13 protein-coding genes and 1 other annotated feature are annotated in these 15,236 nt (G+C 36.0%); all 13 genes read left to right on the forward strand.

Going from position 1 to position 15,236, the window contains the following annotated elements:
• Positions 1 to 57: 57 nt before the first annotated feature.
• The 13 genes from menC to alaS all read left to right on the forward strand — a co-directional run bounded on the left by menC (position 58) and on the right by alaS (position 15,166).
• Positions 58 to 1,179 (forward strand): o-succinylbenzoate synthase, encoded by a 1,122-nt coding sequence (gene menC, locus ACWNMZ_RS12490; RefSeq protein ID WP_031540600.1) that lies wholly within the window; start codon positions 58 to 60, stop codon positions 1,177 to 1,179.
• Between the two features lie 22 nt (positions 1,180 to 1,201).
• Complete coding sequence (locus ACWNMZ_RS12495; RefSeq protein ID WP_035416896.1) at positions 1,202 to 1,990, forward strand: GNAT family N-acetyltransferase; 789 nt, start codon at positions 1,202 to 1,204, stop codon at positions 1,988 to 1,990.
• A gap of 66 nt (positions 1,991 to 2,056) precedes the next feature.
• Positions 2,057 to 3,199, forward strand: a complete 1,143-nt coding sequence (locus ACWNMZ_RS12500) for a M20 peptidase aminoacylase family protein (protein ID WP_035416894.1) — start codon at positions 2,057 to 2,059, stop codon at positions 3,197 to 3,199.
• Between the two features lie 299 nt (positions 3,200 to 3,498).
• The gene (locus tag ACWNMZ_RS12505) at positions 3,499 to 4,182 is read left to right on the forward strand and encodes a YczE/YyaS/YitT family protein (protein WP_031540597.1); all 684 of its coding nucleotides are present in this window, start codon (positions 3,499 to 3,501) and stop codon (positions 4,180 to 4,182) included.
• On the forward strand, positions 4,182 to 4,601 hold the full coding sequence (gene cymR, locus ACWNMZ_RS12510; RefSeq protein ID WP_031540596.1) for a cysteine metabolism transcriptional regulator CymR: 420 nt from the start codon (positions 4,182 to 4,184) through the stop codon (positions 4,599 to 4,601). The genes ACWNMZ_RS12505 and cymR overlap by 1 nt, the downstream gene beginning before the upstream one ends.
• A 138-nt stretch (positions 4,602 to 4,739) precedes the next feature.
• Positions 4,740 to 5,882 carry a cysteine desulfurase family protein gene (locus ACWNMZ_RS12515; RefSeq protein ID WP_235247722.1) on the forward strand — a complete coding sequence of 381 codons (1,143 nt, stop codon included), beginning with the start codon at positions 4,740 to 4,742 and terminating at the stop codon, positions 5,880 to 5,882.
• A 46-nt stretch (positions 5,883 to 5,928) separates the two neighbouring features.
• Positions 5,929 to 7,044, forward strand: coding sequence for a tRNA 2-thiouridine(34) synthase MnmA (gene mnmA / locus ACWNMZ_RS12520; RefSeq protein ID WP_031540594.1), 1,116 nt, complete (start codon positions 5,929 to 5,931; stop codon positions 7,042 to 7,044).
• A gap of 168 nt (positions 7,045 to 7,212) precedes the next feature.
• Positions 7,213 to 7,863, forward strand: a complete 651-nt coding sequence (locus tag ACWNMZ_RS12525; RefSeq protein WP_449598648.1) for a tetratricopeptide repeat protein — start codon at positions 7,213 to 7,215, stop codon at positions 7,861 to 7,863.
• Positions 7,864 to 7,896: 33 nt separating this feature from the next.
• Positions 7,897 to 10,314, forward strand: coding sequence for an SF1B family DNA helicase RecD2 (recD2, locus tag ACWNMZ_RS12530; RefSeq protein ID WP_251627480.1), 2,418 nt, complete (start codon positions 7,897 to 7,899; stop codon positions 10,312 to 10,314).
• A 259-nt stretch (positions 10,315 to 10,573) separates the two neighbouring features.
• Complete coding sequence (locus ACWNMZ_RS12535; protein ID WP_016202904.1) at positions 10,574 to 10,762, forward strand: hypothetical protein; 189 nt, start codon at positions 10,574 to 10,576, stop codon at positions 10,760 to 10,762.
• A 56-nt stretch (positions 10,763 to 10,818) separates the two neighbouring features.
• A complete protein-coding gene (locus tag ACWNMZ_RS12540; protein WP_449598649.1) occupies positions 10,819 to 10,950 on the forward strand; it encodes a YrzQ family protein in 132 nt (43 codons plus the stop codon).
• A gap of 129 nt (positions 10,951 to 11,079) precedes the next feature.
• Positions 11,080 to 12,159 carry an AI-2E family transporter gene (locus ACWNMZ_RS12545; RefSeq protein WP_031538870.1) on the forward strand — a complete coding sequence of 360 codons (1,080 nt, stop codon included), beginning with the start codon at positions 11,080 to 11,082 and terminating at the stop codon, positions 12,157 to 12,159.
• 59 nt (positions 12,160 to 12,218) lie between these two features.
• Positions 12,219 to 12,452 (forward strand) — a binding site (T-box leader).
• Between the two features lie 86 nt (positions 12,453 to 12,538).
• Positions 12,539 to 15,166 carry an alanine--tRNA ligase gene (alaS, locus tag ACWNMZ_RS12550; RefSeq protein ID WP_449598650.1) on the forward strand — a complete coding sequence of 876 codons (2,628 nt, stop codon included), beginning with the start codon at positions 12,539 to 12,541 and terminating at the stop codon, positions 15,164 to 15,166.
• Positions 15,167 to 15,236 lie beyond the last annotated feature (70 nt).

Genomic DNA, 15,236 nt, shown 5'->3' on the forward strand with positions numbered 1-15,236 from the left:
AAATTCAAATAACTATTAAAATAGAAGAAAGAGAATAGAAGAGAAGGTCGTGAAAAGGTGAAAATCGATAAAATAGAAGTTCAACATGTAAAAATGCCATTGGTGAGTCCCTTTGAGACAAGCTTTGGGAAACTCTTAGAGAAGGACTTTCTCATTATAAAAATATTTAGTGGCGAGCACATTGGGTATGGGGAGTCTGTTGCTTTGCCAGATCCAACCTATAGTGAAGAAACAACAGGAACTGTTTCCTATATGCTAGATGCATTTCTAATTCCACTATTGTTAAAAGAGGAAATTAATCATCCAGATGATGTTACTAAAAGATTTGCGCCTATTAGACGAAATAATATGGCAAAAGCAGCATTAGAAGGAGCTGTGTGGGATTTATATAGTAAGAAAAAGGGGATTTCTCTTTCAAAAGCACTGGGTGGAGTAAGCTCATCCATTGCTGTAGGAGTAAGTATAGGTATCGAAGAGACGACAGACAAGCTCCTATCAAAAGTGGATCGATTCCTATCGGAAGGCTATAAAAAGATCAAAGTAAAAATTAAGCCAGGATATGACTTAGAGCCATTGACTAAAATTCGGGAAACATTTGGCTACGATATTCCTTTAATGGCTGATGCTAACTCTGCATATACGCTAGCAGATATTGAGCGACTGAAAGAAATGGATCCACTTAAATTAATGATGATTGAACAGCCGTTAGCCTATGATGATATTATTGATCATTCGATATTACAGAGTGAGCTTGCAACCCCTATATGTTTAGATGAAAGTATTCATTCGGTAGAAGATGCACGCAAAGCGATTGAACTAGGAAGCTGTAGAATTATTAACATTAAAATTGGTCGTGTTGGGGGACTGACAGAAGCCAAAAAAATACATGATTTATGTGAAAAACATAGCATTCCAGTTTGGTGTGGAGGGATGCTGGAAGGTGGAATTGGAAGAGCCCACAATATTGCCATTACAACCCTACCTTCTTTCACAATCGCTGGAGACACATCTGCATCTAATCGATATTGGAAAGAAGATATTATTTTTCCAGAGGTTACTTTGTCTAGGCCAGGAGAGATTGATGTTCCGACTGGTGATGGTATTGGTTTTAAGTTGAATAAGGAAGTCATTAATAAATACTTGTTAACTACGAAAGTTTATGAAAGTAAAACCGTATGAGAGATTGGGAGGGAAATGATGGATGCATCCCTATATAATAAGAGAGGTCACCGATAAAAAAGACATACAAAAGGTCGTAGAATTTCAAGATGACATTTGGAACAAAAAGAATACAACGCCTTATCCATTTTTAGTCGCTTCTCTTCATAACGGCGGAATCATCATTGGAGTGTTTTTGAAGGAAGAATTAGTTGGCTTTTGTTATGGGTTTCCTGGATTTTATCAAAATGAAGCCTATCTAGTGTCACATATGATGGCTGTTAAGCAACAAATTCGAGATGGTGGATTAGGCTATAAGATGAAAGTAAAGCAAAAAGAACTAGCATTAAGACAGGGATACAAAAAAATCATATGGACTTTTGATCCATTAGAATCAAGGAATGCCTATCTTAATATTGCAAAACTTGGCGGGATAGTAAAAACCTATTATCCTAATCATTACGGAATAATGAATGATGAATTAAATGGTGGCTTACCTTCTGACAGATTTGTATTAGAATGGGATCTTAAAAAAAGTTCTGTTGATTATGTTCCACTAGAAGAGCAAATTCAATCTTGTGTTTCATGGAAGATGGTTGAAGATATACCTAGCCCCTCCTCGTTAGAAACAATTTCTGAACAAGTTGATTATTATAAGATTCCTGTTCCAAACAATATACATATGATAAAAGAAAGAAACTTTATGATAGCAGAAAAGTGGCGTTTCATACTAAGAGATGCATTTATGCTTCTGTTTAAAAAGGGGTATAAGGTGAAATCATTTCAAACAACAAATAAGTTAGTGAACTATTATATTGTTAGCTCTGTTTAACAAAAAACTTTCATAATTAAGGAATCAATAATAATTGTGTAGTGGAATAACAATAGGAGGGTGAAAATGCGGGAAGAAATAGACCATTGGGTAGACCAACAAAGAGAGAATATATTGGGAATGTATCACTATCTTCATGAAAATGCTGAAATAAGTTGGGAAGAAATAGAAACCACAAAATTTATAAAGGGTGAATTAGAGAAGCTATCGATTCCTTATGAAATATTTGATGATCAGACAGGAATAGTAGGTTCTTTTGGGGATGGAAACGGACCTGTCATAGGTCTTCGCGCAGATATGGATGCTTTATGGCAGCAAGTGAACGGAGAATGGAAAGCAAATCATTCCTGTGGTCATGATGCACACACGACTATTTTAATTTTTACATTAAAATGTTTAAAGGCATTAGGCGTAGAACCAACAGCTAGCATTAAATGCTTTTTTCAGCCAGCAGAAGAGACTGGTGGTGGCGCGATTTCTTTTATCAATAAAGGACTTTTAGAAGATGTGGATTATTTATTAGGGCTACATGTACGACCAATTCAGGAAATGAGATTTGGCGAATGCTCTCCAGCTATTTATCATGGAGCAGCAGCAAGCATTAAAGGGAAAATTTATGGAATGCAGGCACATGCAGCAAGACCTCATTTAGGAATAAATGTGATTGATAGCCTAACAGCAATTAATTTAGCTATTCGTTCCATCCCGTTAAATCCGGTTATTCCGGCATCGGCAAAATTAACATTTGCTCAAGCGGGAGGAAAGAATTTTAATATTATTCCAGATTATGCGGAGTTTGGACTAGATGTTCGAGCACAAACGAATGAGGCAATGGAGGAACTTATTGCTAAACTAGAAAGCGAAATAAGATTAGCTGGAGAAGTAAATGGTGCAAAAGTAGAATTAGAATTATTATCAGAAATGCCTGCAGCAAATCCTAATAAATGGATGGAAGGGATAGTAGCTAAGAGCATTAAAGAGATCCTTGGCGAGAAAGGGTTAGTTAAACCACCGGTGACACCTGGTGGGGAAGATTTTCATTATTATTCGAAAGCAAATAGCCATCTTCAAACAACAATGATTGGCTTAGGAACTGATTTAGAGCCAGGTCTCCATCATCCAGACATGCATTTTCAGTTAAATAGCTTGCTTCATGGAATAAAAATTATGGTTTTATCAGCAATTAGGATAATGGAAGAAAAACAATAACCATTAAGAATTTCTTCTTTTTCAGAGAAGAAATTCTTTCTTTTTCCATGGATGAGGAGATGCCATAACTAAAAATAATAGTAAAGCAGGTTAAATAGAAATACAATAATCCGCTGATTAGATAGAAACGGAAAAAATATGATACCCTATTGAATAGATAGGAAATAAAATAATTATACTGGATATTGAACGGAGACTAGGTTTTCTTCTCAACAATTCATTAGTAAATATGCTATAATGCTTAATGGTAATTAGACAGATAGAAACACATAATATAGGAAAAGTAAAAGGGGCAGCAAATGAAATCTTTAATAAGACAGGATAAACCAGTTGAAAGACTAATCATTTTTATTTTAGGGCTTTTGATTATGTCATTAGGTATTGTTTTAGTTATTACAGCAAATTTAGGATCAGCCCCTTGGGACATTTTAAATATTGGATTGCATATTCAATTTGGCTTAACTATTGGTAGCTGGGCAATTATAGTCGGATTTTTTATATTATTAATTGCAGCCATTCTTTCTAAAAAGTTCCCGCCATTTGGAGCACTATTAAATATGGTGCTAGTAGGAATATTTATTGATTTCTTTTTGCTTCTTCCTATTATGATTACTCCATCGGCACTATTTAACAGATGGATCATGTTTTTAATAGGATTAATCATAATGGGATATGGAATGGGAATCTATATCTCTGCAAAACTTGGGGCAGGCCCAAGAGATAGTTTAATGATTGTCTTGTCTGAAAAATTTGGTGGAAGCATTGCGAAGACTAGATTATTTATGGAAGCCATGGTTTTAATAATAGGATGGATCTTAGGTGGACCGGTTTCATGGGGAACCATTATTTATGCTATCTTAATAGGGAGAATTGCCGGGTGGAGTATTCCACAGTGTACAAAATGGACGGCCTATATATTGAATCGAAACGTGAGAACAGGGAAAAACATTCAACAACCGAAAATGGAGCGGGAGGCAAAATAATGAAGATATCGACTAAAGGAAGATATGGATTAACGATTATGATGGAATTAGCAAAGAAACATGGAGAAGGACCGATTTCTTTAAAGTCCATTGCACAAGCAAATAATCTTTCGGAACATTATTTGGAGCAATTAGTTGCACCATTGCGTAACGCAGGATATGTACGCAGTATTCGCGGAGCTTATGGCGGCTATGTTTTAGGAGATGATCCAAATAAAATAACAGCTGGAGATATTATCCGCATATTAGAAGGACCTATTAGCCCAGTAGAAGGAATTGAAGATGAGGAACCAGCCAAAAAAGCATTATGGATGAAAATCAGAGATGCGGTAAAGGATGTGCTGGATTCAACAACAATTGAAGACCTCGCTAATCACAAAGAAGATGGCAGTACGGATGGTTATATGTTTTATATATAAAAATTTTTTGAAATTATTTTATTTCGATAGTATTTGAAACGTATGGCACGGACTGGTTTTTACATGAACCTGTAAAAACAACAAAATATGTGTAAATAGTGATTACAAAAGATAACTAACTAAATGAAGGTGAATAACTTGGAACATATTTATGTGGATCATGCGGCGACTTCGCCCATGCATCCAAAAGTAATTGACAGAATGTATGAAATCATGAAAGACCAATTTGGAAATCCCTCTAGTATTCACTCTTATGGAAGACAGGCGCGAAATATTTTAGATAATGCAAGAGCAGTAATTGCTTCTAGCATTGGTGCACATGAAAATGAAATTATTTTCACAAGTGGTGGCACAGAGGCTGATAATTACGCAATCTTTGGAATTGCAGAGAGCAAAGAAGCTACAGGAAAACATATTATTACGACAGAAATCGAGCATCACGCTGTATTGCATGCCTGCCAGGAATTAGAGAAAAAAGGCTATGAAATTACTTATCTTCCTGTAAACGAAAATGGAGTAATTGATTTAAATGAATTTCAAAAGGTATTAAGAGAAGATACCATTCTTGTTACTATTATGTATGGCAATAATGAAGTAGGCTCCATTCAGCCAATTAAGGAAATTGGTTTAATGTTAAAAGATCATCCAGCTGTATTTCATACAGATGCTGTACAAGCCTATAGTTTAGAAGAAATTGATGTGAAAGAACAGCATATCGATCTTTTATCTGTATCTTCTCATAAGATTAACGGACCTAAAGGAATAGGGTTTTTATATGTAAGAAACGGTATAAAGCTTAATCCCCAACTATTTGGTGGAGAGCAAGAGAAAAAAAGAAGAGCTGGGACAGAAAATGTACCTTCTGTAGCTGGCTTTCAGCTTGCGGTAGAAATTGCTGAACAGGATAGAGTACAGAAGAGAGAGCAATATAAAAAATATAAGGAAATGCTGATTGAAATCTTAAAGGAAAATAATATTTCGTTTGAGCAAAACGGATTAGTTGATAATACCCTACCACATGTTTTAAACTTAAGCTTTCCTGGTACAAATGTTGAAGCGATGTTAGTTAATCTAGACTTAGCTGGTGTTGCTGCCTCTAGTGGTTCAGCATGTACGGCTGGATCAATTGAACCATCCCATGTTTTAGTGAGTATGTTTGGAAAAGAATCGGAAAGAACAAAAAATTCGATTCGATTTAGCTTTGGTTTAAATAATACAGAACAACAAATAAAAAAGGTCGGTCATGAGTTAGTTAAAATCATTAACCGTCTGACAAAATAATAACCTTCCCTTCCATGAAAAGGGAAGGGCTGAAGGGGAAATAGAAATGGAAAAAGCACCAAAAGATACACGTGTTGTAGTAGGGATGTCCGGTGGAGTTGACTCGTCTGTTGCAGCACTTCTTTTAAAAGAACAAGGATATGATGTAATCGGAATTTTCATGAAAAACTGGGATGATACAGATGAATTTGGTGTCTGTACAGCTACAGAAGATTACGAAGATGTTATCCGCGTCTGCAATCAACTAGGAATTCCTTATTATGCAGTAAACTTTGAAAAACAATACTGGGATAAAGTATTTACTTATTTCCTAGAAGAGTATAAAGCAGGTAGAACGCCTAACCCTGATGTTATGTGTAATAAAGAAATTAAGTTTAAAGCTTTCTTAGAGCATGCGATGAGTCTTGGGGCAGATTATTTAGCAACAGGACATTACGCACAAGTTGTTAGAGAAGATGGACAAGTGCGCATGCTTAGAGGGAAAGATGATAATAAAGACCAAACGTACTTTTTAAATCAATTAACAGAAGAACAATTAAGCAAAGTAATGTTTCCTATTGGTGGAATGGAAAAATCAAAGGTTCGCGAACTTGCTGCTAAAGCAAATCTTGCAACTGCTACGAAAAAAGACAGTACAGGTATTTGCTTTATCGGAGAACGTAATTTTAAAGAATTCTTAAGTGGATATCTTCCTGCTCAAAAAGGGAATATGGAAACAATGGATGGAGAAATAGTTGGCCGCCATGATGGACTTATGTATTATACAATTGGGCAAAGACATGGTTTAGGCATTGGTGGAAGTGGAGATCCTTGGTTTGTAATCGGCAAGGATTTACAACGAAATGTCCTATATGTTGGACAAGGATTCCATCATGAATTACTTTATTCTGACAGCATTATTGCAACGAATGTTAGCTGGGTATCGAACGATAGAATTGGTACATCTTTTGAATGTACAGCTAAATTCCGTTACCGTCAGCCAGACAATAAAGTGACGGTTGAGGTTATCGATGAAAAAACGGTGAAAGTTATTTTCCATGAACCAATTCGTGCTGTAACTCCAGGACAAGCAGTCGTATTCTATCAAGGAGAAGAATGCTTAGGTGGCGGAACGATTGATAAAGTGTTCCGAGATAGTGAAAGATTAACATATGTTGGGTAATAATAGGTGTCGGCTAATAATAGTTAGTCGGCAGTTATTTTAGAAAAGTCAAAGGAAGCTAGCAATATCCACTGCTTTAAGGATATTTGCTAGTTTCTTTTGGCTGTTGTTTAACCGAATTTTATTTAAAAATATGCTATACTACCAATAAGAAATGGAGTGTTTAAGATGGATAATAGTCAATTAGGAATACAATATATGCAAGAGGGAAAATGGGAGGAAGCAGCAAAGTTTTTTATGGACGAAATAGAGAAAAATCCCCAAAATGCTGTTTCTTATGTGAATTTTGGAAATGTCTTATCAGCTTTAGGAGATGACACAATAGCATTGTCCTTTTATCAAAAGGCGATTGAAATAGATGATACTACTGCTGCAGCTTATTATAGTGCAGGCGCAGTTTACTATGAGAAAGAAGATTTGGAATCTGCTAAAACAATGTTTGAACAAGCACTAGCAAAGGGATTAGAAACAAGTGATAATTTCTTTATGCTAGGATTAACATATGTTGGTTTAGAAAAGGGGAAGCTTGCTATTCCTTATTTTCAACGTGCAGTTGAATTAAATAATCAAGATGCTGAGGCTTATTTCCAATTAGGTCTTTGCCTAGCACAAAGTGAATATATCGATGAGGCAATCACGCAATTTCAAGCATGTATTTCATTAGATGCTACTCACGCTGATGCATACTATAATTTAGGGGTTGCATATGGTTTTAAAGAAGAGTCAGAGAAAGCAAAAGAAATGTTTGATAAGGCTCTAGAAATTCAGCCAGATCATCTTCTTGCTGGCTATGGGAAGCAAATAATAGAAGGAAAATAATTTTCAAAGTAAAAAGTGAAAGGGGGATGACAGTTGAACGAGCAAAATTCTTTGGATCTTTTTGAAAAAGAAAAAAAGTACATAAAGGGACGTCACCTTGTTACTATTTTTCATAATGAACAAAATCTCTATTCTGTTATAAGAATAAGAGTAGACGAAACCAATCATGATTACGATGATAAAGAAGCAGTTATTACAGGCTATTTGCCAAAGATGAATGAGGAAGAAACTTATACATTCTATGGTGATTTTAAAGAGCATCCAAGATTTGGGCTACAGCTGCAAGCAACTTCCTTTCGAAAAGAGATGCCACAGACAAAGCAAGGAATCATCGCATATTTATCCAGCAATCTGTTTAAGGGGATTGGGGAAAAAACTGCTGAAAATATTGTAGAAACATTGGGAGAAGAAGCAATTTCTAAAATTATGAATCAGCCGTCCATTTTGGATACGGTGCCTAAACTTGCTCCAGATAAGGCAAAGGTATTATATGATACGCTAATGAAAAACCAGGGCTTAGAACAAGCAATGGTTTCGCTCAATCAATTTGGATTTGGTCCACAATTATCAATGAAAATTTATCAAGTATATAAAGAAAATACAATAGAAACTGTGCAGACCAATCCTTATAAATTGGTGGAAGATATAGAAGGGATAGGATTTGGTAAAGCGGATGATTTAGGGGCACAAATAGGGATTATAGGAAATCACCCTGACCGATTAAAAGCAGGGTGTTTATATATTTTAGAGTTAAGCAGTAATCAAGAGGGACATGTTTACCTTCATGCTGAACATTTGCTAGAAAAAGTGAAAACACTACTGGAAGAAAATCAAAAAGAGGAGATTGAATTTTCGCAAATAGCAGATCAAATTATCCAGTTGGAAGAAGAAGGGAAAATTATAGTCGAAAATAAGAAAATATATTTGCCTTCCTTATTTTTCTCAGAAAAAGGACTTGTAAGAAATATTAAGCGAGTAATGGAACAGTCGGAGTACAAAGACCAATTTCCAGAGTCGGAATTTCTTCTAGCATTAGGAAATTTGGAGGATCGTATTGGTGTCCAGTATGCCCCATCCCAACGAGAAGCAATTCAAACGGCGTTGATGTCTCCGATGCTTATATTAACAGGGGGTCCTGGTACAGGAAAAACGACAGTAATAAAAGGAATTGTTGAATTGTATGGAGAATTGCATGGCTGTTCTTTGGATCCGAAAGATTATAAAAATGATGAGCCTTATCCTTTTATTCTTGCTGCACCTACCGGTAGAGCAGCAAAGCGGATGGCAGAGTCTACAGGTTTACCGGCAGTTACCATTCATCGCTTATTAGGGTGGAATGGTACAGGTACATTTGAGCGAGATGAGGATCATCCTCTTGAGGGAAAGATTCTCATTGTGGATGAAACGTCGATGGTTGATATATGGTTAGCTCATCAATTATTTAAAGCTTTACCAGAACATATTCAAGTGATAATAGTAGGGGATGAAGACCAGCTTCCATCCGTAGGGCCTGGACAAGTACTAAAGGATTTACTTGATTCAGCTTGCATCCCAACTGTTAAATTGAAAGATATCTATCGCCAAGCAGAAGGCTCTTCGATTATCGAACTGGCTCATGAAATGAAAAAAGGACAGCTGCCAGCCAATTTACTTACACCACAGGGAGATCGCTCCTTTATAAAATGCTCTTCCAATCAGATTCCGCAAGCGATTGAAAAAATTGTTCTAAATGCCAAAAATAAAGGGTTTGCCCCTATGGATATACAAGTATTGGCTCCGATGTATAGAGGACCAGCGGGGATCGATCGATTGAATGCCATATTACAGGAGATATTAAATCCTAATCCTGATGGCACCAGGAAAGAGCTGAAATTTGGAGAGGTTACATACCGAATTGGTGATAAAGTACTTCAGCTTGTCAATCAACCAGAAAGCAATGTTTTTAATGGTGATATGGGGGAAATTGTATCGATTTTTTATGCGAAGGAAAATACAGAAAAACAAGATATGGTTATTGTCTCTTTTGATGGCATAGAAGCGACGTATACGAGACAGGATTTGAATCAAATAACGCTTGCTTACTGTTGTTCTGTCCATAAATCACAAGGAAGCGAGTTTCCAATCGTCATTATGCCAATAGTTAAAAGCTATTATCGGATGTTAAGACGAAATCTCATTTATACGGGCATCACAAGAAGTAAACAATTCTTAATTCTTTGCGGTGAAATAGAAGCGATGGAACTAGGCGTCAGCAGAAATGACGAATTAAATCGTCAAACGACCTTAAAAGAAAAAATCAAAGAAATGTTTGCAGATGTCTACAAACCAGATGAAAAGGCAGAGCTGTCCACAGAGAATTCTTTTGATTTATTGTACGAAGGCAAAATCAATGAGATTGACCCAATGATCGGCATGGATAATATAACTCCATATGACTTTATGGAAGTATAATGCGGTAAAATGAAATTCCCTCTTTAGGGGATTTTTTTTTGCCAAAGTTTGCCCTACATGTTTTTAACTCGTAAGCGAAAAATAGTAATGTTATTCTTCTTCGAATATTCCAGAACGATTCTAAATTTCCATGAAATAATCGCCAACTCCTAAGAAATTCTGGTATAAATGGATGCTGTTTTGAGCATAATGGGAATGCTTACCTGGAAATTCCTGTGTTTCGGAATTTCATGAAACGAATATAATGAGGTGTTTTCCTATGCTCAAATGTCCAAATTGCCAGAGCAAAGATATTGGAAAAATTGGAATCAATCAATACTACTGCTGGAATTGCTTTATTGAATTATCGCTAACAAAAGGGATTATTCATACACATCAAGTTGAAGAAGATGGTAGTTTAAGTTCTTTAGACGATCTATTTGAAGAAGAAGAGCGTCGATTAAGCTAGGTTCTTCTCAAATTTAGGATTGGCGCTCTCTTCTATTAAAAGGGGTGCATAGTAAAATGGGTAAAGCGATAAACACAGCTCTAGCTATTGGCGCTGGAGTAGCAGCGATAAGCTATATGCAAAAAAAAAATATGCTAAGTCAGAAGCAAGTAAAAAGAATGCAAAAAAAAGTAATGAAAATGTTCTAATGTATAGGAGGAAGACTGTAGAGTTGTTCGAAAATCTACAGTCTTTTTTATTGAACGGAAGGATATGGATTAGAAAGTGTATAAAAATTCCTTCTATCTCTCACAATAGTTTAGGAGGGAGGCAAGGAAATGGACATAAGAATAAAATGGTATTACCGATTAGGATTTACATTATTGCTTTTTATTGTGTTATTTGTGTTCATAAAATTATCACCATTATGGTTACCCATTTTAAGTCTTATCACAAAAGTAATTACTCCTTTTATCATTGGAGCATTTATTACCTATTTATTGCATCCTATTGTAGAGATACTTCATAAAAAAGGTTTACATAGAGGATTATCTGTTGCACTTATCTATATGCTTTTTTTCGGTGGAATTGGATATGCCTTGTATAAAGGAATCCCCATTCTTATACAGCAGCTGGAAGAACTGACAGAAAGTGCTCCCAAGCTTGCAGAACAATATAAAGATCTCATTGACTCGATTCAAGATAAAATGGAATCTTGGCCATTTAATATTCAGGAAAGAGTTGACCGAGGAATCAGCATATTTGAAACAAAGATGGAATCCCTTGTGAATAAGGTAATTAATGGGGCGATGGCAATGATCAATTATTCGATTGTCATTATGCTTATTCCATTTATCTCTTTTTACATGCTTAAAGATATTGATGCGGTAAGAAAAGCTTTTAATGGATTAATCCCCAAAAAATGGCGCAATAGTGCTCATGTCTTTTTGGAGGATGTCAACGAATCATTAGGTAGCTATATAAGAGGACAATTATTAGTTTGTACAATTATTGGTGTCATTTCCATGGTACTATTTTGGTTTTTTCATATGAAGTTTGCACTAGTACTAGGAATCATTGTAGGAGTGACAAATGTTATTCCGTATTTTGGACCTATTATTGGTGCGATACCTGCTTTAATTGTAGCAAGTACTGTTTCGGTTAAAATGCTGATTATTGTGGTCATCATCATTATTATTCTGCAGTTTCTTGAAGGAAATATTTTATCCCCTTACATTGTGGGAAAAAGCACCCATATGCATCCACTATTTATTATGTTTGCTCTTCTTTTAGGGGAGGAAATAGGAGGATTGATTGGCATGATTGTTGCTGTTCCGCTATTATCTATAGCTAAAGTAGCAATTATCCATATGAGAAAACACTTTGGGAAAAAAGAGGCGGAAATAAAACGTATATAAATAGACCGATATTGACAATACTGCCTAATAATCAGTATAATTCGAATGAAGCATATATGGATAAAATGATGAAAGAAAAAAGTAGATTATAGACCACTTGTAAAGAGAGGAATTCCCTTTGGCTGAAAGGAGTTCTCAGTGAAGGATAATTGAAAGCTAGTTCTTGAATGCAGCTAATCCCTGCCGTGTTCCGCGTTAAGGACAATTGAGAGATGGATAATATATTTATAGTATCTTCGTATACTTTTATCCATAATCAGGGTGGTACCGCGAGCAATACTTTCGTCCCTGTCCAGGGATGGAAGTTTTTTTTATGCCGAAAAAAGGTTAAACTCTATATTTGCAAAAAAATACATACAGAGAAATAGGAGGAAATGTGATGAAGAATTTAACTGGTGCAGAAATCAGAAGTAAATTTTTGGAATTTTTCCAAAGCAAAGGACATGCAATTGAACCAAGCGCGTCTTTAGTTCCCCATGAAGATCCATCTTTATTATGGATTAATAGTGGAGTTGCTACATTGAAAAAATATTTTGATGGTCGGGTAATTCCAGAAAATCCAAGAATAACAAATGCACAAAAGTCTATCCGAACAAATGATATTGAAAACGTAGGGAAAACAGCTCGTCATCATACATTCTTTGAAATGCTAGGTAATTTTTCGATTGGTGATTATTTTAAAGAAGAAGCAATTGAATGGGCTTGGGAGTTTTTGACTGATGAGAAGTGGATTGGCTTTGACAAAGAAAAATTATCTGTAACCATTCATCCCGAAGATGAAGAAGCATATCTCTTATGGAGAGATAAGATTGGTGTACCAGAAAACCGAATTATTCGTTTAGAAGGGAATTTCTGGGATATTGGAGAAGGTCCAAGTGGCCCTAATACAGAAATTTTCTATGATCGTGGTCCTGAATATGGCGACGATATTAATGATCCAGAATTATACCCAGGTGGAGAGAATGACCGTTATCTAGAGGTTTGGAATCTTGTGTTCTCTGAATTTAACCATAATCCAGATGGCACTTATACTCCACTTCCAAAGAAGAATATAGATACTGGAATGGGCTTGGAGCGTATGGCATCTGTTGTTCAAAACGTTCCTACAAACTTCGATACAGATTTATTTATGCCAATTATACAAGCTACAGAACAATTGGCAAACGCTAAGTATGGAGAGAATGCTTCAAGTGATGAAGCATTTAAAGTAATCGCAGACCATATACGTACGGTTGCTTTTGCGATTGGAGACGGAGCACTTCCATCAAATGAAGGAAGAGGCTATGTTTTAAGAAGATTATTGCGTAGAGCAGTACGTTATGCAAAGAAAATTAACATTAATCGTCCATTTATGTTTGAATTAGTTCCAGTGGTTGCAGAAATCATGGTTGATTATTATCCAACTGTAAAGGAAAAAACACCGTTCATTCAAAAAGTAATGAAAAGTGAAGAAGAACGTTTCCATGAAACATTAAATGAAGGCCTTGCAATCCTTTCTGAAGTAATGGAGAAAGCAAAGGAAAAGGGCGTAATAGCAGGAGAAGATATTTTCCGCTTATATGATACCTATGGTTTCCCAGTTGAACTAACAGAGGAATATGCGGAAGAACAAGGTCTTGGCATTGATCATGAAGGTTTTGAAAGGGAAATGGAAAGTCAGCGTAATCGCGCAAGAAAAGCTCGTCAAGAAGTAGACAGTATGCAAGTTCAAAGTGGTGTTTTAGGGAATATCAAGGTAGAAAGTCAATTTGTTGGCTACGAACAGTGGGAAACAGAAGCAAAAATAGTTGCCTTATTAAAGGATGGAGAAGAAGTGGAGTCAGCAGAAGCTGGTGACGAAATTCAATTTATTTTAGATAAGACTCCATTCTATGCTGAGAGCGGCGGTCAAATTGCTGACAAGGGAATTGTGAAATCAACACTTGTAACCATACGGGTAGAAGATGTTCAAAAAGCACCTAATGGTCAAAACTTGCATAGAGGAACGATTGAATCAGGAGCCATTATGGTTAAAGATGAATTAAAGGCTACGGTAGATCGCCAAAATCGTTCCAAAATTGTTAAAAACCATACAGCTACTCATTTATTGCATCAGGCACTAAAGGATGTTTTAGGAACACATGTCAATCAAGCAGGTTCCCTTGTACAACCAGATCGTTTACGTTTTGATTTCTCTCATTTTGGACAAATTACAGCTGAGGAATTAGATGAAATAGAAAAAATCGTTAACGAAAAAATTTGGGAAAGCATCGCGGTACAAATTGATTATAAAAATATTGATGAAGCAAAAGCGATGGGTGCGATGGCTCTATTTGGTGAAAAATATGGTAAAATCGTCCGTGTTGTTCAAGTGGGCTCATATAGCTTAGAACTATGTGGTGGCTGTCATGTAGACAATACTTCAGCAATCGGTTTATTTAAAATTGTATCAGAAGCAGGAATCGGTGCAGGAACTAGACGTATAGAAGCAGTAACTGGACAAGCTGCATATCAACAATTAACAGATCAAATTCATTTATTAAAAGATGCTGCAAATAAATTAAAAACAAGTCCAAAGGATGTTGCTACACGAATTGAAAGTCTTCTTACTGAAGTAAAGCAGTTACAACGTGAAAATGAATCGCTTGCTGCAAAACTAAGTAATATAGAAGCAGGAAATCTTGTAGAAAAAGTAAAAATGGTAAATGGGGTGCCGGTGTTAGCAGCATCAATACCAAATGTTGATATGAATAATTTACGTACAATGGCAGATGAATTAAAACAAAAAATTGGCTCTGTTGTATTAGTTCTTGGAAGTGCTAATGAAGGAAAAGTAAATATCATCGCTGGTGTTACGAAAGATTTAATGGATAAAGGCTATCATGCAGGGAAGATTGTTAAAGAAGTGGCTTCTATTTGCGGCGGCGGCGGTGGCGGTCGTCCAGATATGGCTCAAGCAGGCGGGAAGGATCCATCTAAATTAAAGGATGCCCTAGATTTTGTAGAAGATTATGTGAAATCCGTTTGATATTAGGGACAAGTAGTGTAAAATGTAGATAACTCTTAACAGAAATTGTTCGAAAAGGAAATGGGGTGTT

Source organism: Niallia sp. Marseille-Q9988, from assembly GCF_976954375.1.